Annotated in this window: 15 protein-coding genes; 13 read left to right on the top strand and 2 right to left on the bottom strand. The window is 69.4% G+C overall.

Going from position 1 to position 18,912, the window contains the following annotated elements; genetic code table 11:
* Window positions 1-53: 53 nt before the first annotated feature.
* Both ACTB72_RS04330 and ACTB72_RS04325 read right to left on the bottom strand, forming a co-directional pair.
* On the bottom strand, window positions 54-2,141 hold the full coding sequence (locus ACTB72_RS04330) for a putative bifunctional diguanylate cyclase/phosphodiesterase (RefSeq protein ID WP_463035760.1): 2,088 nt from the start codon (window positions 2,139-2,141) through the stop codon (window positions 54-56).
* Window positions 2,138-4,267: a putative bifunctional diguanylate cyclase/phosphodiesterase gene (locus ACTB72_RS04325; protein WP_463035759.1), complete on the bottom strand. Its 2,130-nt coding sequence runs from the start codon at window positions 4,265-4,267 to the stop codon at window positions 2,138-2,140. Before ACTB72_RS04325 ends, ACTB72_RS04330 begins: the two co-directional genes overlap by 4 nt.
* A gap of 228 nt (window positions 4,268-4,495) precedes the next feature.
* On the opposite strand from ACTB72_RS04325, the gene ACTB72_RS04320 reads away from it, so the two are divergent.
* The 13 genes from ACTB72_RS04320 (at window position 4,496) to ACTB72_RS04260 (ending at window position 18,796) form a co-directional block, all read left to right on the top strand.
* Entirely contained in the window at window positions 4,496-5,599 is a 1,104-nt protein-coding gene (locus ACTB72_RS04320) for an NADH:flavin oxidoreductase (protein WP_463035758.1), read from the top strand.
* A gap of 775 nt (window positions 5,600-6,374) precedes the next feature.
* Window positions 6,375-6,707, top strand: a complete 333-nt coding sequence (locus tag ACTB72_RS04315; RefSeq protein WP_463035757.1) for an STAS domain-containing protein — start codon at window positions 6,375-6,377, stop codon at window positions 6,705-6,707.
* A complete protein-coding gene (locus ACTB72_RS04310) occupies window positions 6,704-7,072 on the top strand; it encodes a response regulator (protein WP_463035756.1) in 369 nt (122 codons plus the stop codon). The genes ACTB72_RS04315 and ACTB72_RS04310 overlap by 4 nt, the downstream gene beginning before the upstream one ends.
* A complete protein-coding gene (locus ACTB72_RS04305) occupies window positions 7,069-9,195 on the top strand; it encodes a chemotaxis protein CheA (protein WP_463035755.1) in 2,127 nt (708 codons plus the stop codon). Before ACTB72_RS04310 ends, ACTB72_RS04305 begins: the two co-directional genes overlap by 4 nt.
* Window positions 9,192-9,716, top strand: a complete 525-nt coding sequence (locus ACTB72_RS04300; RefSeq protein WP_463035754.1) for a chemotaxis protein CheW — start codon at window positions 9,192-9,194, stop codon at window positions 9,714-9,716. Before ACTB72_RS04305 ends, ACTB72_RS04300 begins: the two co-directional genes overlap by 4 nt.
* A gap of 158 nt (window positions 9,717-9,874) precedes the next feature.
* The gene (locus ACTB72_RS04295) at window positions 9,875-11,623 is read left to right on the top strand and encodes a methyl-accepting chemotaxis protein (RefSeq protein WP_463035753.1); all 1,749 of its coding nucleotides are present in this window, start codon (window positions 9,875-9,877) and stop codon (window positions 11,621-11,623) included.
* Window positions 11,624-11,655: 32 nt separating this feature from the next.
* Window positions 11,656-12,141 carry a chemotaxis protein CheW gene (locus ACTB72_RS04290; RefSeq protein ID WP_463035752.1) on the top strand — a complete coding sequence of 162 codons (486 nt, stop codon included), beginning with the start codon at window positions 11,656-11,658 and terminating at the stop codon, window positions 12,139-12,141.
* 133 nt (window positions 12,142-12,274) lie between these two features.
* Window positions 12,275-13,126, top strand: coding sequence for a CheR family methyltransferase (locus ACTB72_RS04285; RefSeq protein WP_463035751.1), 852 nt, complete (start codon window positions 12,275-12,277; stop codon window positions 13,124-13,126).
* Window positions 13,127-13,133: 7 nt separating this feature from the next.
* Window positions 13,134-14,297: a protein-glutamate methylesterase/protein-glutamine glutaminase gene (locus ACTB72_RS04280; RefSeq protein WP_463035750.1), complete on the top strand. Its 1,164-nt coding sequence runs from the start codon at window positions 13,134-13,136 to the stop codon at window positions 14,295-14,297.
* Window positions 14,294-16,063: a hypothetical protein gene (locus tag ACTB72_RS04275; protein ID WP_463035749.1), complete on the top strand. Its 1,770-nt coding sequence runs from the start codon at window positions 14,294-14,296 to the stop codon at window positions 16,061-16,063. Before ACTB72_RS04280 ends, ACTB72_RS04275 begins: the two co-directional genes overlap by 4 nt.
* A gap of 418 nt (window positions 16,064-16,481) precedes the next feature.
* The gene (locus tag ACTB72_RS04270; protein ID WP_463035748.1) at window positions 16,482-17,729 is read left to right on the top strand and encodes a tyrosine-type recombinase/integrase; all 1,248 of its coding nucleotides are present in this window, start codon (window positions 16,482-16,484) and stop codon (window positions 17,727-17,729) included.
* Window positions 17,726-18,439 carry a hypothetical protein gene (locus ACTB72_RS04265; protein ID WP_463035747.1) on the top strand — a complete coding sequence of 238 codons (714 nt, stop codon included), beginning with the start codon at window positions 17,726-17,728 and terminating at the stop codon, window positions 18,437-18,439. Before ACTB72_RS04270 ends, ACTB72_RS04265 begins: the two co-directional genes overlap by 4 nt.
* 132 nt (window positions 18,440-18,571) lie before the next feature.
* Complete coding sequence (locus ACTB72_RS04260) at window positions 18,572-18,796, top strand: helix-turn-helix transcriptional regulator (RefSeq protein ID WP_463035746.1); 225 nt, start codon at window positions 18,572-18,574, stop codon at window positions 18,794-18,796.
* Window positions 18,797-18,912: the final 116 nt, after the last annotated feature.

Here is an 18,912-nt window from a genome sequence, read left to right as displayed (position 1 = left end):
CGGGCGGCGCTTTCGACGCGGTGGTCGCGGTCGGGGCGCGGGGGCCGCGGCGCTCATCCCGCAGCCCTCGGTTCCGCAGCCCCTTCGCGGGGGCCGGCGCGGGCCTCCTCGCGCGCGATCAGCGCCGCCGTCTCGCGCGCCGGCAACGGGCGGCCGAAGAGATAGCCCTGGGCCTCGTCGCAGCCGAAGCGGCGCAGGGCGGCGAGGTGGGCGTCCATCGACACCCCCTCGGCCAGCACCGGGATGCCCATCGCGCGGGCCTGCAGCAGCGTCGCCTCGACCATCGCCGCAGCCTTGGGATCCGACAGCATCCCGTCGATGAAGGCCCGGTCGATCTTGAGCCGGTCGAAGGGGAAGCTGCGCAGCGCGTTCAACGAGGCGAGCCCGGCGCCGTAATCGTCCATCGCCACCCGCACGCCCAGATGCTTGAGCGCCAGCATCACCTCCAGCAACCGCTCATGATCGGCGATCAGGCTGGCCTCGGTCACCTCCAGCTCCAGCGCATGGGGGGCGAGGCCGGCGGCCATCAGCGCGTCCTGCACGGTCTCCACATAGTCGGATTGCGCGAGCTGCAGGGGCGAGACGTTGACCGACACCCGATAGCCCTCGGGCCAGCCCGCCGCCTCCCGGCAGGCCGCGCGCAGCACCCATTGCCCGAGGTCGCGGATCAGCCCGGTGGTTTCGGCCACCGGGATGAACTCGGCCGGCGGGACCAGCCCGCGCTGGGTATGGCGCCAGCGCACCAGCGCCTCGAACCCGGTCACCGCGCCGGTGTCGAGCACGGTCTGCGGCTGGAAGTAGAGCTCGAATTCGTTGCGATGCAGCGCCTCGCGCAGCTCCATCGCCAGGGCCGAGCGGTTGCGGTTCGCTTCGTCCATCCGGCCTTCGTAGAGCCGCACCGGATCCAGCGGGTCGGCCTTGGCGCGGTAGAGCGCGAGGTCGGCGCGGTTCATCAGCGTTTCGGCGTCCATCGCGTCGTCAGGCAGGAAGGCGACGCCGGCGGCGGCGTCGACGGCGAGCTCCAGCCCTTCCCACAGCACCGGGCCGGCGATCGAGACGCGCAGGCGGCGGGCGAAGTCGAGCGCGTCGTCCCGGTCGGAGATCCCGGACTTGAAGGCGACGAACTCGTCGCCGCCGGTGCGGGCGATGAACTCCCCTTTCCCCAGCGCCGCCTTCAGCCTCCCGGCGATTCCGCGCAGCAGCGCGTCGCCGGCGGCATGGCCGTGCACATCGTTGACCGGCTTGAACCGATTGAGATCGAGGCAGATCAGCGCCAGCCGCGCGTCCAGCGCGGCGGAGCCCGCGATCGCCTCCTCCAGCGCCTCGCGCAGATAGGCGCGGTTGGGCAGCCCGGTCAGCGTGTCGTGCAACGCCAGATGGCGGTAGCGGGCGCGGGCGTCGCGGGTCGCGGCCCGGTCGATGTAGAAGATGGCGAGGCCGAGCACCAGCTGGGTGGCGACCAGCGCCGCCACCAGCAGCGAGACGGCGCCGGCGTGGGACATGCCGTGCGGCAGCGGGATGGCGGGATCCGCGATCACGTCGAGCGCGCTCAGGCCCATCGGCACCTGCACGAGGATCGAGACCGCGTAAATTCCCGCCGCCTCGTAGCCCGCGCGAAGACGGGCGCCCTGGATGAGATGCGCCGTGGCGAGGGCCCCGGTGACCATGGTCCAGAGATAGGCGGCCGCCACGAGGTCGGGATGCCAGTGCAGAGTCCCGGCCGGGTGGGTGGCGAGCGCGGCGGCGAAATGGGTGCTGGTCGAAATCGCGCCGAGCAGCCCGCCGGCCAGTCCGCCGACCAGGCGCCCCGGCCAGACGCCGACGCGGGCCGCCATCATCCAGATCAGGCAGATGCAGGCGACGCAGGTGGCCAGCAGGGCCAGCAGCACGATGCCGGTGTCGTAGACCTTGGGGACGTCCGGCGCGACGGCGAGCCGGGCCAGCATGTGCAGCGCCCAGATCGTGCCCCCGGTGGCGATGCCGGTCAGCAGCAGCCACCAGCGGCGGCGGCCGTCCGGCTCGATCCAGATGCGCAGGTAGAACCGGACCACGAGCCCGCTGCACAGCATCCCGACCGCGATCGCCAGCCCGGCGAGGCCGAGGTCGAAGTCCATCCGCACCGCATGCTCGACCTGTGTCATGCCCGGTTCCGCGCGGGTGTCGTCGGGGTCCGGGTCGGCGTCGGATCAGGCGGCGACGTCGAGTAGTCCGCCCGGCCGGGCGCGTCGCCGCTCTCCACCCGCAAAATCTCGTCCGGCAGATCGGCGGCGGGCACGGGATGGCCGAAGAGGAAGCCCTGCCCCTCCAGGCAGCCCTCGTCCTGCAGGATGCGGCGGCCGGCCTCGGTGGTCACCCCCTCGGCCAGCACCGGGATCGACAGCGCCCGGCCCAGCATCAGGGTGGAACGCACGATGGCGGTGGATTGCGGGTCGACGCCCAGCGTCGCGATGAATTCGCGGTCGATCTTGATCTTGTCGAAGGGGAAGTTGCGCAGCGCGGCCAGCGAGGCGTAGCCGGCCCCGTAATCGTCCATCGCCACCCGCACGCCGAGCGCCTTGAGCGCGGTCATCACCGCGCGCAGCTGGGCGTGATCCTCGATCATGCTGGCTTCGGTGATCTCCAGCTCCAGCCGGTCGGGGGCGAGGCCGGTGGCCAGCAGCGCATCGCCGACCAGCTCGGTGAAATCGGATTGCGACAGCTGGCGAGGCGAGACATTGACCGCGATGCGCAGGTCCGGGCGCCATTTCGCCGCCTCCCGGCAGGCGGCGCAGAGCACCCAGCCCCCGATGTCGCGGATCAGGCCGGTGCGCTCGGCCACCGGGATGAAGGCGTCGGGGGCGAGCAGGCCGCGGGTCGGATGGCGCCAGCGGATCAGCGCCTCATACCCCGTCACCGCCCCGTCGGAGAGGCGGGTCTGCGGCTGGAAATGCAGCTCGTATTCCTCGCGTTCCAGCCCGGCGCGCAGCTCCATCGCCAGGGCCGAGCGGTCGCGCCGCGCCTCGTCCATGCGCCGGTCGTAGAGGCGCACGGCGTCGCCCGTCTCCTCCTTCGCGCGGTAGAGCGCGAGGTCCATGCGCCCGAGCAGCGTCTCGGCGTCGTCGCCGTCGCGCGGGCAGAGCGCGACCCCGAAGCTCGCCCCGACCGAGAGCTCCGAGCCCTGGAAGGCCACCGGCGCCGCGGTCGCCCGTCCCAGCCGCCGGGCGAAGTCCAGCGCCGCGTCCTGGTCGGCGCCGGCCTTGAGGGCGATGAACTCGTCGCCGCCGGTGCGCGCGAAAAGCTCCCCCGGCTGCAGCATCGCCGTCGCCGCGTCGGCGATGCCGCGCAAAAGCGCGTCGCCCGCGGCATGGCCGTGCACGTCGTTGACCGGCTTGAAGCGGTCGAGATCGACGCCGATGAGCGCGAGCCCCGGCGAGACGCCCGAGCGCGCCGCCGCCAGCGCCTCGTCCAGCGCGGCCAGCAGGTGGGTGCGGTTGGGCAGCCCGGTCAGCGGGTCATGCAGCGCCAGATGCCGGTAGCGCGATTCCGCCTCCCGCCTCATCGAGTCGCCGACCAGGCTGAACCCGTAGCTCGCCGCGGTCGCGATCACGGCCATCGCCATCACCAGGAAGCCCATCGGCGCGGGCGGCATGATCCCAGGCGGCAGCGTCGCGGAGGCATCCGGGACGACCGTGACCGAGGCGATGGACAGCAGGATGAGGCTGGCGATGGAGACGCCCAGCAGCGTCCGCCCGATCCCCGTCCGCCGGAACCGCGGCGGGCCGGTGTTGAACAGCCGGGCGAGGCCGGTTCCCGCCGTCGCCGAGACCAGGTTGACGGCGAGCAGCGTCGTGTCGACGATCACCTGCCCCTGCACGTGCAGGGCCTGGATGGTCATCACGTTGACCGCCACCGCCACCAGGCCGAGCGAGCCGCCCGCCGCCAGCGGCCGCCAGACCGAGGGCCGTTCGCCCGTGTTCAGGCGGAAGGTGACCGTCAGGATCCCCACGGCGAAGCCGAGCGAGGCGATCACCCTCGCCGGGTCGTAGCCGAAGCCGATCGGCGCGCCGCTGATCGGGTCGGTCCAGCGGAAGCCGAGCACGATCAGCGTCTGCACCGCCCAGACCGTGACCCCGGCGATCAGTCCGAGCAGCGACATCGACAGGCGGCGCCGCGCCGGCGGCTCATCCGCCAGACGGGTGACGAAGCGGCTGTTGACGAGGCCGTTGGCGAGGCCGATGGCCACCGCGACGCAGGCGATGCGAAGATCATAGTGATCGAGAATGCTCATGTCATTCAGCGCCCGCGCCCGTTGCCTCCGCCGATGCGCTACGCGGTTTGCGTGAACAAACCGCAAATCGCGGGGGTCGTCGGCCGCCGCCTCATCGGCGCGCGCGGCATTTGACAGGACCGCGCGCGCGTGACTGTCTTCTCTCCGACGCGCAGGGGCCGCCGCCAATCCGCCCCGACCCGACGCCGAACCCGCTCCCGACCCGCCCGCCTATTCGGAAGGAAGACCATGACGCCCTTCGATCTTCTCGCCCAGCCGCTGACCCTCGCCCGCGGCCCCGTCCTGCCCAACCGCTTCATGCTGGCCCCGCTGACCAACCGGCAGAGCCATGAAGACGGCCGGCTGTCGGACGAGGAATACCGCTGGCTGACGATGCGCGCCGAGGGCGGCTTCGGGCTGACCATGACCTGCGCGGCCCATGTGCTGGCCCAGGGCCAGGGGTTCGGCGGGCAGCTGGGCGTATTTTCGGATGACCATCTGGAGGGGCTGACCCGGCTCGCCGACGGGATCCGGGCGGCGGGCTCGGTGTCGTCCTTGCAGCTGCATCATGCCGGCATCCGCTCGCCGAAGGATCTGGTGGGCGAGGTCTTCGGCCCGTCCGACGACGCCGAGACCGGCGCCCGCGCGATGACCACCGCCGAGGTGGAGGCCGCGCGCGACGCCTATATCGCCGGCGCGCTGCGGGCGGAGAAGGCGGGCTTCGACGGGGTCGAGGTTCATGGCGCGCATGGCTACCTGATCTGCGCCTTCCTCAGCCCCGAGCTGAACCGGCGCGAGGACCGCTACGGCGGCTCCCCCGAAAACCGGGCCCGGCTGCTCTTCGAAGTGGTGAACGGCGTGCGCGCCGCCTGCGGGCCGGAGTTCCAGCTGGGCCTGCGCCTGTCGCTGGAGCGCTTCGGCCTCAGCTTCGGCGAGATGATGGACGTGACCGCCGAGGTGCTGCGCCAGGGCGTTGTCGACTATCTCGACATGTCGCTCTGGGATGTGCGCAAGGAGCCTTCGGACCCCGCCCACAAGGGTCGCACCATGCTGGAACGGATCGTGGAGCTGCCGCGCGGCAAGGTGCGGCTGGGGGCGGCGGGCAAGGTGATGAGCGCCAGGGACGCGGCCGATCTGCTGGAGGCGGGCTGCGACTTCGCGGTGATCGGGCGGGCCGCGATCCTGCGCCACGATTATCCCAGGCGGGCGATGGCGGATGCGGGCTATGCCTCGCCTCCCACGCCCGTCAGCGAGGCGCATCTCGCCGCCGAGGGCCTGTCGCCGGCCTTTGTGAAATACATGCGCGGCTGGGCGGGTTTCGTGGAAGAGCCGGCCGACGCCTCCGCCGGCTGAGGCGGGGCGGGAACGAGACCCCTCGGGGCGGCGCGTCCCGGCGCCGCTCCGGTTCCAGGCGGGGTTGCGAAAACGCTCGTCCGGGCTCCCCCAGCCGTAAGGCGTGAGCGGGGGCGACGCATCGCCGGTGGCACGACGGCGCACGCGCCCGTCATCCGTCGCAGGTTCGAGATCGCCGGCGCGGCCGCCAAAGCCGAAAGCGCCCGGCGGCCTGCGTCGATGGGCGGTCTCGGCCCGCCCCGCCGTCGCCGGGGACCGAACGTGGCCGGGGACGCGTTGCCGATGGCGATCGTCGTCCGGAGCATCCGCAAGCTCGCGACGACCCCGCCCCGCGGCGATGAGGAGCCGCCCGTCCGGTCCCGACCCTTTCCTCGGCCACGCCGCAGCATCGACGTCCGCAACGGCATCGGCATGACGCGGCCATGCCGCCCGCGACGCGTGCGCTGACGCGAAGGGGCGTCGTGCGACCGCCCCCAACGGGCCGTTGGCCAGGGCAGGAATCATGCCGGGCCGATACGGCCCGGGCCGGCGCGATGGGCAGGCTTCGGGACCGGCCCCAGGTCTCCGGGGTCGGACCGGATCGGGACCGGGCCCGCGATAACGGATTTTTAAAGGCGAACCACTACGGCTCTGCGGGCGAAACCCGCGTGAGGCGAGCGCGTGCGGATCCAAGTGTCGGATCCGCTTTGACCACGGACGTCTTCAAAGAGAGCAACGCAACCGCGCGTGGCGCGGACGGCGTGATTATGGAGCAACTCTCATGGATGGTGAGAGCATGTCGGTCATTCGCCTGAGCGGTGATCTGAACCTCAAGGATGGCAAGTCGATCATCGAGCGGTTGCGCGAGGCGATCGACCGGGACCCGACCGCGGTGGTGGATTGCGGCGACGCCGTCTCCATCGACGCAGGTGTGCTGCAGCTGCTGGTTTCGGCCCAGAAATCGGCCCGGCGCGTCGGAAAATCGCTGAGCATCCGCATTCCGGCCGGCGGCGTCGTCGCCGAGGGCCTGACCCGCAGCGGCATCGCGGCCGCGACGGATTTCGCCCTGATCTGGGACGACGAGTTATGGGTCGGCCTCGCCGACCGGACCGGGAGCGCGCCGCAATGAGCAAGACGATTCTGACGATCGACGATTCAGCCTCCGTCCGGCAGATGGTCCGGATGACCCTGTCGGCCGCCGGCTACAAGGTCGTCGAGGCGACGGATGGCGCGGATGGCTACGCGAAGGCCGTCGGCGGCCGGTTCGATGCGGTTCTGACCGACCTCAACATGCCCGTGATGAACGGGATCGAATTCATCCGGAAATACCGCACGCATCCCTCCTCCAAGGGGGTTCCGGTCGTGTTCCTCACCACCGAGTCGGGCGATGGCCTGAAACAGGAGGCGAAGGCCGCCGGGGCCACCGGATGGATCGTGAAGCCCTTCAAGCAGGAACAACTGCTGGCGGTGATCAAGAAGGTGGCAGGCGCATGACGACGTCCGATCTGATCGAGGTCTTCCGCCAGGAGGCGCGGGAGCTGCTCGAAGTCCTGGAGCAGGGACTTCTGGACCTGGAGCAGCAACCCGAGAACGGCGAGCTGATCGACAGCGTCTTCCGCGCGCTGCACACCCTCAAGGGCTCCGGCGCGATGTTCGGCTTCAACGCCGTGGCCGCCTTCGTCCACGACTTCGAAACCGCCTTCGACCGGGTCCGCAAGGGCGAGGCCAAGGCGAGCCAGGAGCTGATCAAGGTGGCGTTGGCCGCCCGCGACCACATCGCCGAGCTCGCCGGCGACCCCGGCATCGAAGAGCCGGGCGGCGAGGACATCCTGGCCGCCTTGCGCCGCGCCGTCAGCGATGACCGGGGGGGGACCGCGCCCGCCCCCGCGCAAGGCGACGCCGAGCCGGTCCCCCTGCCCGCGGCCGAAGATCCCGCGCCGGAGACGGTTGCGGCGGCGCGCGCCGGCTGGCGGATCCGGTTCAAGCTTCCGGCCGACGCGATGGTCTACGGCACCAACCCGCTTCTGCTCCTTGAGGAACTGGTCGACCTCGGCGATGCGGAGGTCACGGCGCTGATCGCGGAGGTTCCGGATCTCGACTCCCTCGATCCGGACGTCTGTCATTTCAGCTGGAACGTCCTGCTGCGCACCGAGGCGCCGCTCGAGGCGGTGGAGGACGTGTTCCTGTTCCTGCGCGACGGCATGACGCTCGAGATCGACGCGCTCGAGCCCGGCGCGCCCGTCGCCGCGCCGCGGCCCGTCGATGCCGCGTCCGAAACGGGCGGGCGCCCGGTCGAGCCGACCCCGCCGCCTTCGGCCGCCGCCGACGCGACGCCCGAAGCCGCGCCCCAGGCGGCGGTCGTCGTCACGGCGAAACCCCAGGCGGCGCCTGCCTCGCGCCGTCCCGCCGAGACGAGGCCGGCGCCGGAGAAGGCGTCGTCGCTGCGCGTCCCGGCGGAGCGGCTCGATGAGCTGATGGACCGGGTCGGGGAAATGGTGATCGCGCAGGCGCGGCTCAACCAGGTCGCCGCCGGCAGCGCCGATCCGGTCCTCAAGGCGGTCGCCGAGGATATGGAGCGTCTGTCGGCGGGTCTGCGCGACACGACGATGGGCATCCGCATGCTTCAGATCGGCACGCTCTTCGGGCGCTTCCGCCGGCTGGTGCACGATCTTTCCCACGAGCTCGGCAAGGAGATCGAGTTCATCACCTCCGGCGAGGAGACCGAGCTCGACAAGACCATGATCGAGCTGCTGGCCGACCCGCTGGTTCACCTCATCCGCAACGCCGTCGATCACGGGCTGGAAAGCGCCGAAGTCCGCCTCGCCGCGGGCAAATCCGCGAGGGGCACGGTGAAGCTCTCCGCGGCCTATGCCGGCGCCGAAGTGGCGATCACCATCGCCGACGACGGCGCGGGCCTCAATGCCGAGCGGATCCGCGCCCGCGCCGAGGAGGCGGGCCTGCTGCAGCCCGAGGAGAAGATCGAGGAAGGCAACCTCTTCAAGCTCATCTTCCAGCCCGGCTTCTCGACCGCGAAGGAAGTCACGTCGCTGTCGGGCCGCGGCGTCGGAATGGACGTCGTCAAGCGCGCCATCGACGGCATGCGCGGCGGCATCGACCTCACGAGCGCGCCGGGCCAGGGCTCCAGGGTGACGTTGCGCCTGCCGCTGACGCTCGCGATCGTCGAGGGGCTGCTGATCCGGGTCGGCGAGGAGCGCTACACCATCCCGCTCGCCGCGATAGAGGAATGCGTGGAGCTGCCCCGCTCCGCCGAAGCCGGCTCCAAACGGCGCAGCTTCCTGAACATCCGCGGCAATCTGGTGCCCTATCTGCGGCTGCGGGACCTGTTCCGCGTCAACGCCCCGCCCGAGGAGCATCAGAAGGTGGTGATCGTGTCGTCGGGCGACACCCGCGTCGGTCTCGTGGTCGATCAGATCCTCGGCAATCAGCAGACCGTCATCAAGCAGCTCTCGAAACTGCATGCCGATGTGAAGACCTTCTCGGGCGCGACCATCCTCGGCGACGGCGCGGTCGCGCTGATCCTCGACGTCATGAACCTGGTGGATTTCGGACAGGAGCTGGAGGCGCGCAGCCAGGGCGAGCTGGGGAGGGCGGCATGAGCGCGGTCGCGACGCATCCGACCGCGGTTTCGGGCGCCCAGGCGCAGGGCGCGGCCTTCCGCGCCGTGACCCTGCGGCTCGAGGACGAGCTCTTCGCCATCGAGGCGCAGAGCGTGCGCGAGATCCTCGACCTGACCCCGATCACCCGCGTGCCCAACGCCTCCGCTTTCGTCGGCGGGCTGATCAACGTGCGCGGCGCCGTGGTGCCGCTGGCCGATTTCCGGGTGATGTTCGGCATGGAACGCCGCGCGCCGAACCAGGAGACCCGCATCGTGGTGATCGAGGTCGAGGTGGATGGCGAGGCGATGGTCGCCGGCCTGCTCGCCGACAAGGTGCATGACGTGACCGATATCGAGATGGCTTCGGTGGAGATCGCGCCGAAGGTCGGGATGCGCTGGCCGGCGAGCTTCATCCGCGGGATCGGCCAGCACGGCGGCGAGTTCATCGTGATCCCGGACATGAGCCGCATCTTCGCGACCCGCGCGGGCCTGGCGCCGCCGATGGACGACGGCGGGGCCTGACCCCGGTCGTCCCGGCGCCGACCGCGTTCGTCGCGGCGCGCGCCGCCGCGGCGACGCCCGCATCCGACATCCGCATCCGACGAGCATGTCGTCGGGCGCCCCAAACCATATCGCGGATCCTCGAAACGCCGCGTCTCTCCGTCGAGTAGGAACAGGTCATGAAGATAAGCATGAAGACGAAACTAGGCATAGGGTTTGCGCTCGTCGTCGCGATGGCCGCCGCCATGGGCGTGTTCGCGCTCTGGCAGATGAGCATGATCAACAGCAAGTCGACGGAGATCGCGGAGAACTGGCTTCCCAGCATCGATCTGGTCAATCGCACCAACACGTTGACCTCCGACCTTCGGGTCGCCGAATTCCAGCATCTGACGCTGTCCGACGCCGCCGACATGGAGACGTGGACGGGCGAGATCGACCATATCCTGCAAAATCTGGCCACGACCCGCGCCGAATACGAGAAGCTCATCAGCTCTCCGGAAGAACGCAGCATTTACGAGGCGTTCTCGAAGAAGTTCGACGCGTATCTGGTCCATCATAACGAGGCCTTCGCGCTGTCCAACCGGAACGAGAACGACCGCGCCCTGGCCATCTACAACGGCGAGGCGCTGGCGCTCTTCAACGCCTTCTCGGCGGATGCGCTGGCGCTCGTCGACATGAACCGAAGCGGCGGCGACGCCGCGAGCACCGAAGGCGACGCCCTCTACGCTTCGGCGATGCGGCTGCTGTCCGGCGCGGTCGGCCTGTGCGCCCTGCTCGGCTTCGCGGTCAGCTGGTACGTCACCCGCGACGTGCTGCGCAGCATCGGCGGCGAGCCGGACTATGTGCAGTCCCTGGTGCGCGAGGTCGCCAACGGCAATCTGACCATGGACGTCGATCTTCGCAAAGGCGATCAGGACAGCGTTCTGGCCGGCATCGGCCTGATGGTCGGGAGCCTCAGGAAGATCGTGGCCGAAGTCGCCTCCGCCGCGCGCAATGTCGCGGACGGCAGCAACGAGATGTCGTCCACGGCGGAGCAGCTTTCCCAGGGGGCGACGGAGCAGGCTTCGGCGACGGAGCAGGCCTCCGCGTCGATGGAGCAGATGTCGGCCAACATCAAGCAGAGCGCCGACAACGCCTCCCAGACCGAAAGGATCGCCCGCCAGTCCGCCAAGGACGCCCAGGCCAGCGGCGATGCGGTGACCACCGCCGTCGACGCGATGCAGACCATCGCCGAAAAGATCATGGTGGTGCAGGAGATCGCCCGCCAGACCGACCTGCTGGCGCTCAACGCCGCGGTCGAGGCGGCGCGGGCCGGCGAGCATGGCCGCGGCTTCGCGGTGGTGGCCTCGGAAGTGCGCAAGCTCGCCGAACGCAGCCAGGCCGCCGCGGCGGAGATCTCGACGCTGTCGGGGGACACGGTGAAGGCGGCCCAGCGTGCGGGCGAGATGCTGATGAAGCTGGTGCCGGACATCCAGCGCACCTCGGAACTCGTCGAGGAGATCTCGGGGGCGAGCCGCGAGCAGTCGGTCGGCGCGGCTCAGGTGAACACCGCCATCCAGCAGCTCGATACGGTGACCCAGCAGAACACCATGGCGTCCGACTCGATGGCCGCGACCGCGGAAGAGCTCGCCGGTCAGGCCGGCCAGCTCCAGGAAGCGATCGGCTTCTTCCATATCGACGAAAGCGACCTGCGCGCCGCGTCGACCGGCCCGCGGAAGACGTCGAAGGTCGCCCGCGGCGCCCACCGCGCGGCGGCCCCGAAGAAAACCGGCCGAACCCCGTCCGCGGCGGCGAGCAAGCCGCCGGTCGACCGGGCCCCGGTCGGCGGCGGATTCGACTTCGACATGAACGGCGGCGAGGACGCTCTGGACCGCGAATTCGTGCGCGCCGGCCGGGGCGGCGCCGCCCGCGCCGGAGAGGCCGCATGAGCGGGAGGCTGCATGAGAGAGAGGCTGGGCGCATGATCGGAACCTCCCAATACGTGACCCTTGGGGTGGCGAGCGAGATCTTCGCCACGCCGGTGGACCGGGCCCGCGAGATCCTGGAGCTGCGCCCGATCGCGCGGCTGCCCCGGTCCCCCGAAAACCTGCTGGGCATGATCAACGTGCGCGGACTGAGCGTTCCGGTGCTGGATCTGCGCGCCACGCTCGGGATGCCGCCGCGCGAGGATGACGAGAACACGAGGATCATCGTGCTGAGCATCGGCGCGTCCGGGACGTCCGCGATGATCGGTCTCAAGACCGACCGGGTCTACGAGGTCACGGTGCTGGATTCCGAAGAGCTGGAGCCGGCGCCGGAGGTCACCCCGGGCTGGCGCGGCCACGCCATCGCCGGCATCGGCCGACGCAACGGCGCCTTCGTCACCGTCCTCGACCTCGACGCGCTGTTCGCGTCGGTTCCGGCCGGCGGCGCCGGCATGGCGCCGGCCGAACCGGCGCTGATCTGATCCGCAACGCCCCCGGCCGTGCGCCCCGACATGCCGTGGGGCGCCGGTCTCCTGCGACACGGAAGGGACATCATTTGTTCGGCGAACGGCGCATCGCGATCTTTGGCGCGCGACATCTGGAGACATGCCGGTGATGACGGAAATGGTCGACGACAACCTGAGCGCGTCCGACTTCGAGAAGCTGTCGGCGCTGATCGGACGCAACACCGGCATCAGCCTGGCGCCGGCCAAGCGGATGATGGTCGAGGGCCGGATCCGGCGCCGGGTCCAGTCGCTCGGGATGGGCACGCTCCACGGCTATTGCCGGTTCCTGTTCGACCAGGGCGGTCTCGACGCCGAGCTGCAGTATCTGATCGACGCGATCACCACCAACAAGACCGACTTCTTCCGCGAGAACGAGCATTTCAGGCTGCTGGAGGAGCGGCTGGTTCCCAACCTGCTGGCCCTGCCCGGCCGGCCGGCCCGGCCGCTCCTGAAGATCTGGAGCGCTGCGAGCTCCACCGGCGCCGAGGCCTTCACCATCGCGATGGTGCTGGCCGAGATGCAGCGGCGCAGCCAGGACTTCCGCTTCGCCATCCTCGGCACCGACATCTCCAGCCGGGTCCTCGATCAGGCCGAACGCGCCGTCTATTCGCAGGACATGACCGTCGCGGTGCCCGGCCCGCTTCAGGCGCGCTACCTGATGCGGTCGCAGCGCCGCCAGGGAGCGTCCGAGGCGCGGATCGTCCCCGAGCTTCGCCAGTTCGTCCGGTTCTCTCAACTGAACCTGATGGACAAGAGCTATCCGATCGACCGCGAACTGGACGTGATCTTCCTGCGCAACCTGCTGATCTATTTCGAGCGCGACGACCAGATCGCGGTGATCCGAAGGATGATCGGCCATCTCAGGCCGGGCGGCTATCTGATCCTCGGCCTCTCCGATCTGATCGTCGAGCGAATTGGCGAAATCCGCCAGATCGCCCCCTCCGTCTTCGAAAAGCTGTGAGGCGCCGATGCCGAGTCATCCCGCAACGAACATCCCCGCGCCTCCGCCCGGGAGCGCGCCGGTGCGCATTCTGATCGTGGACGATTCCGCCTCGGTCCGGATCGTGCTGAGCGACATCATCTCGCAGGAGCCCGGGCTCGAGGTCATGGCGACCGCGGCCGATCCCTATGTCGCGGTCGAACGGATCCGCCACGAAGTGCCCGACGTCATCATTCTCGACATCGAGATGCCGCGCATGGACGGGCTGACCTTCCTGCGCCGGATCATGGCGCAGCGGCCGATTCCGGTGGTGGTCTGCTCGTCGCTCACCGAAAGCGGCTCCGAGAAGATGATGGAGGCGTTCGAGGCCGGGGCGGTCGAGGTCATCACCAAGCCCGGCGCCGGCAACGCGCAGATGCTGCAGGAATCGCGGATGCTGGTCTGCGACGCGGTCCGCGCCGCAGCGCATGCGCGGTTCGGCAAGCGGCGCCATGCGCCCCCCGCCCCGCCGGTCGAAGCGAAGCTTTCCGCCGACGCGGTGATCCCGCCGCTCGCCGCCCATCGCATGGCCACGCTCCGGGCGAGCATGCCGGTCACCGAACCGCTGATCTGCATCGGCGCCTCAACCGGCGGGACCGAAGCGCTGAAGGAGGTGCTCGAAACCCTGTCGCCCGACGCGCCGGGCGTGGTGATCGTGCAGCACATGCCGCAGACCTTCACCGCCGCCTTCGCCCGCCGGCTCGATGGCTGCTGCGAGATCGAGGTGCGCGAGGCGGAAGATGGCGACGTGCCGCGCCAGGGCCTTGCGCTGATCGCGCCGGGGGGGCGGCACATGGCGCTGCGCCGGGTCGGCCGCGGCTATCGCGTCGACATCTTCGACGGGCCTTACGTGTCGCGGCACCGGCCCTCGGTCGATGTCCTGTTCCGCTCGGCGGCCTACGGGGCCGGGGCCAACGCGGTCGGCGTGATCATGACCGGCATGGGCGACGACGGCGCCAGCGGCCTGCTGGAGATGCGCGACATGGGCGCGACCACCATCGCCCAGGACGAGCGGAGCTGCGTGGTCTACGGCATGCCGAAGGAGGCGGTCGACCGCGGCGCCGCCATGTCCGTGGTCCCGCTCGGCAAGATCGCCCACGAGGCGCTGCGCGCCGCCCGGGCCGCGGGCGTCCATCACGGACGCCCGCGATGACCGCCTTGACCGGCGCGTCCGAGCTCGCCGACGTCGCCATGGCGCTGCGGGCCCCGCGCGAGCGGATCGAAACCGCCTTCGTCAAGGTCGGCGACGGCCTTTCGTCCTGCGTCGACGACCTGGTGGAAATCGCCGAGCTGTTCGAGCGGCTGACCCAGGATTTCGAGAGCGCCGAGATCCGCGAGGCGACGGCGAAGCTCGACGCCGTGGCCGAACAGGCGATGCGCATGGGCGCGTCCTTCGCCGACGAGCGCCCGGTGATGAACGAGCTGATCGGCGCGGTCGCGCGGGTGAGGCCGCCGATCGAGGATCTGATGGTGGGGATCCGGACCATCAGCATGGTGGCGCTGAACGCCCGGATCGCCGCGTCGAGCCTGCCGGGCGATGTGCAGGGCATCGATGTCTTCAAGACCGACATCGTGGCGGTTTCCGAAGAGGCGGCCGAGGTCGTCAAAGCCTTCGTCGCCCTTTACGAGCGCCTGTCGACGGATGTGAGCCGCGCCGCCCGGCAGCGGGCGCTGTTCGAGGCGGCGAACGAAACCCTGCTCGAGGACATGGCCGAGCGCATCCGCGTCCGCCTGGCGGGCCTCGCGCGGCGGAGGGAGCAGGCCGCGTCGGCCAGCATCGAGACGGTGAAGGCGTCGCGCCGCATCTCGGAGCGCATCTCGGCCGCGGTCTTCGCCCTGCAGGTCGGCGACAACACGCGTCAGCGCATCGAGCATGTCGAGACGGCGCTCGACCGGTTCGGCGCGACCGGCGGCCTGGATGCGCTGGATCCGGCGGCGCGCGAGGCGTTCATGACGATCCTGCGCAGCCTGCAGTCGTCCCAGCTCGAGGACGCCGCCGTCGTCTTCGATGCGGAGCTGACCCGTGCCGGCGGATCCATCCAGGGCCTCGAGCGCGAGACGAACGACCTCCTGACCGGCAGCCAGGCGCTCTACGGGTTCGAAAGCGGCGACGCCGCCTCGGTCGCCGCCCTCAACAAGGAGCTGCTCATGGTCGCCGCGGCGCTCGGCGATTGCGAGGCGCAGCGGTCGAAGATCGACACGCTGGCCAGGGACGTCGCCGGGGCCACCGGCGCGCTGCTCGACCATGTCGGGTCGGTCAACGCGACCAAGGACAAGATGCGTCTGCTCAGCCTCAACGCCACGGTGCAATGCGGTCGGCTGGGCGCCCAGGGTCGGGCGCTGACGGTGATCGCCGAGCAGATCCGGGAGCTGACGGTGGGAACCGCCCAGTCCGCGAAATCCGCGCTCGACGGGCTCGAGCGGATCGCCGAGCTGGCGCGCGGCCTGTCGGCGGACGATGAAGTGGAGGCGGCGGCCGCGGCGGGCGGCGCCCATCTCGAGCAGGACGCATCGTCGGCCGCGGCGTTGCTCGGGAAGGTCGAGCGGCGGCTGGAGTCGGCGGTCAAGACCCTGGCGGTCAAGAGCCCGCAGGTCGCCGCCCATCTCGAGCGGGCGTCCGACGCCCTGGCCGAGATGTCGTCGATCGGGGTCGATCTGCGGCGGGAGAACGCCCGGATCGCGTCGCGCACCGCGATGATTCTCACGCCCCACGCGCTGCCGGAGGCGGGGCTGGCGCTGCTGGCCGAGATCCGGGGCGGCTACACGATGGACAGCGAGCGCCGGCTTCACGACGCCCTGCTCGGCCTGCCGCCGCCCCGCGACGCCGCGCACGGATCGGGCGCCGATGCGGATCGCGACATCTTCGATGAGGCCGAGGAGGATGCCGGGGCCGACCCGCTCGAGGCCATGTTCTTTTAGGGTTTTCCGGCGGCGACGGGTCGCAGATCGTCCGGGGCGCCGAGCAGGATCCGGCGTCGGACGAAACGGGAGCCGGGCGCGCGCCCGGATCCGCGATGAGAGATGGACGGGCAACGCGCCCTTGGCGATCGAGAGCGGCCCGGGAGCGGCGCTGCAATGCAGCAATCAAGTAGCCGTGAATTATGGCGACCCCTCCAGGAATCGAACCCGGAACCTGCGGATTAGAAGTCCGAGGACAGGGTTTTCCGGCATCGTCTGAAATCGTCCGGGACAATCCACGAACACTGTTTTATGCCAGTGACTTACATGTTGAACGATTGTCCCCAATCATCTACCATAATCTGGATTAAATCGCCTCTGTCCGGGATTCCGCGGACCCCCAGCGGACCCCCAGCGCAGGCTTGACCCCGGAGGCCGGATGCCGAAGCTGACCGCGAAGAGCCTGGAAGCCCTCGCCCCGCCCGAGCGCGGACGCATCGAACTTGTCGACACCGAAGCCCGCGGGCTCCGCTACCGGCTGACCGCCGCGGGCGTCGCCAGTTGGTCGCTGCAAGTGAATGTTCATGGCGAGAAGCGGCGGTTCTCGATTGGCGAGTATCCGGCCGTCGGGCTCGCCAAGGCCCGCGAAGAGGCGCGACGGCTTCGGGCCGGGGCGCTGGGCGGGGCCGACCCGATCCGGGAACGCCGGGCCGCGAAGGTTCAGAAGGCGACGGAGCTGACCGTCGAGGAAGCGCTCGTCACCTATCGGGCGCTGCACCTGTCGGGCCTGCGAACGGGCGTCGAGCGCGAACGGCAATTGCGCGCCGCGCTGGCCTCCCGCCTGTCCCGACCCGTCGCCTCTCTGACCCGTCGGGAGGTTCAGGCGATGGTCGACGCGAAGGCGAGCGAAGGGCGGAGCATCGCGGCGAACCGGGTCCGCGCCGCCCTCTCGCATTTCACGAACTGGGCGTTCCAACGGGGCTACATGCCCGAGCCCGTCGGCAAGGCGACCGCCCGCCCAACGCGGGAACGCCCGCGCGAACGTGTGTTGTCACTGGCCGAGATCCGGGATGTCTTCGACGTGGCCGACATGCTGGGCGCGCCGTGGGCGCCCTATTTCCGGCTGCTGATGCTGACCGCGCAGCGCCGCGGCGATCTGGCGGGCGCAACATGGCCGGAGGTCGACTTGCAGGCCCGGCGGTGGACGGTTCCCGGAAGCCGGACGAAGAACGGCAAGGGCCATGTGGTGCACCTGTCCGAGCCGGCGGCGGCGATCTTCGCCGAGTTGCGGACGGAGGCCGGCGGCGACGACGCGCGCGGTCTGGTGTTCACGACCACGGGACGTTCGCCGATTTCGGGTTTCAGCCGCGCCAAGATCCGGCTCGACCAAGCCCTCGCCAAGCGGGCGCTGAAAGCGGCGGAGGCGCGAGGCCGCGATCCTGAGCCGGCCGAGACGTGGCGGCTACATGATTTCCGGACGGCTTTCGCGTCGCACATGGCCGATGCGGGCGAGTCCGAGGGCGTGGTCGACCGGGTGCTGAACCATGTGGCGAGCGCGTCGAGCGCCTCGGCCGTGGCGCGCGTCTATAACCGCGCGGGGCTTCTGTCGCAGCGGGCGCGGGTGCTGGATCGCTGGGCGGAAATGATTCGCGGGGAACGTGGTGTGGTGACGGAGTTGCGGGCATGAGCAAAGAATTGGAGAAGTTTCGCATCGTCATCGCCCAAGATGAAATGCACACAATTTCCAGCTACAGCTTGAAAACAGACGAGGCGACGCCCGAAGAAATTAGATTGATGCTCGATTACACTTTAGGTGTGAACGAGGTTAAATTTGAGGACGCGACTAGGAAATGGGCCGACGAGTTGAGCGTAGAATTTATTGAAGAGGGCTGGCCTGATCCTCGAAAGCGAATAGTTTTTAGAAGCAGATCGGAGTTTGCGACAACCGAGCCCGAGATGACCAAACTGGAAGAAACACTCCCTTGGAGAGGCTGTAGATACGCTATTGATTTCATTCTTGAATTTTGCGAGCCCCTATCGGACACCTTTTGGCGTGCTCGAATGCTCAGAAAGGCCCTTAGCTTCTCTGATTTGACCCGTGAAACCGCTAGACTTAGCGCTGCCTTTGAAATGGGGCGATTGCAAGAAATACGCAACTCGCGCCTTTCCTTTCGAGATGGCTTCAAAAGGGGCTTGGAGGCCAAGGCGGCACGCAGCAAGGGAGGACGGACTCGCGCGCGGCAAGACCGTGACCAAACGGTCGAATTCATGCGCGGTAAGATCAAAGAAGGGGCGAAGATAGCAGATGCCGCGAGATGGGCCTTTGCAAAAAAACTCGGCTCAAGCGCCAAAGCTAATGTCGCCACATGGAAACGCTACGGTGACGGCTTCAAATAGGCCAATGCTAGCATTGCGCCATGTATTGAAGGTTCAGTGCTAGCATTGGTCCTGCTTTCGCTGGCCCAAATATAGCCCCGAAACTTTGTCTGCCCCAAGCTTGCCTAGTTGAAGCAGCTTTAGGTAGACGACATGCAGCACAGCGACATCACCCCCGAACTACTCACCGACCGCTCGGCGGCCGAGGTTCTCGGCATCTCCCGAGCGACCCTCTGGAAACATGCGGGCGGACAACTGCCCGGCCCCGTCCGCATCGGCGGGGCGACTCGCTGGCGTCGTGACGAGATCTTCGCGGCCATCGCCAGGGCGACCGCCGCCCGCGACGGGGCCGCGGGCTCGGGCGAGGCAACGGCATGATGCGGGAAATGAAAAACCCCGGCGCGCTGGCGGGCGCGTCCGGGGCCTTCGGAATGTCTGTCTGGCTTGACGACACTTCCGAACCTACCCCCATCGCCCGGCGCCGGCAAGCTGAA

This window comes from Albimonas sp., from assembly GCF_055129145.1.
This window is presented reverse-complemented; position numbering and strand designations above follow the sequence as displayed.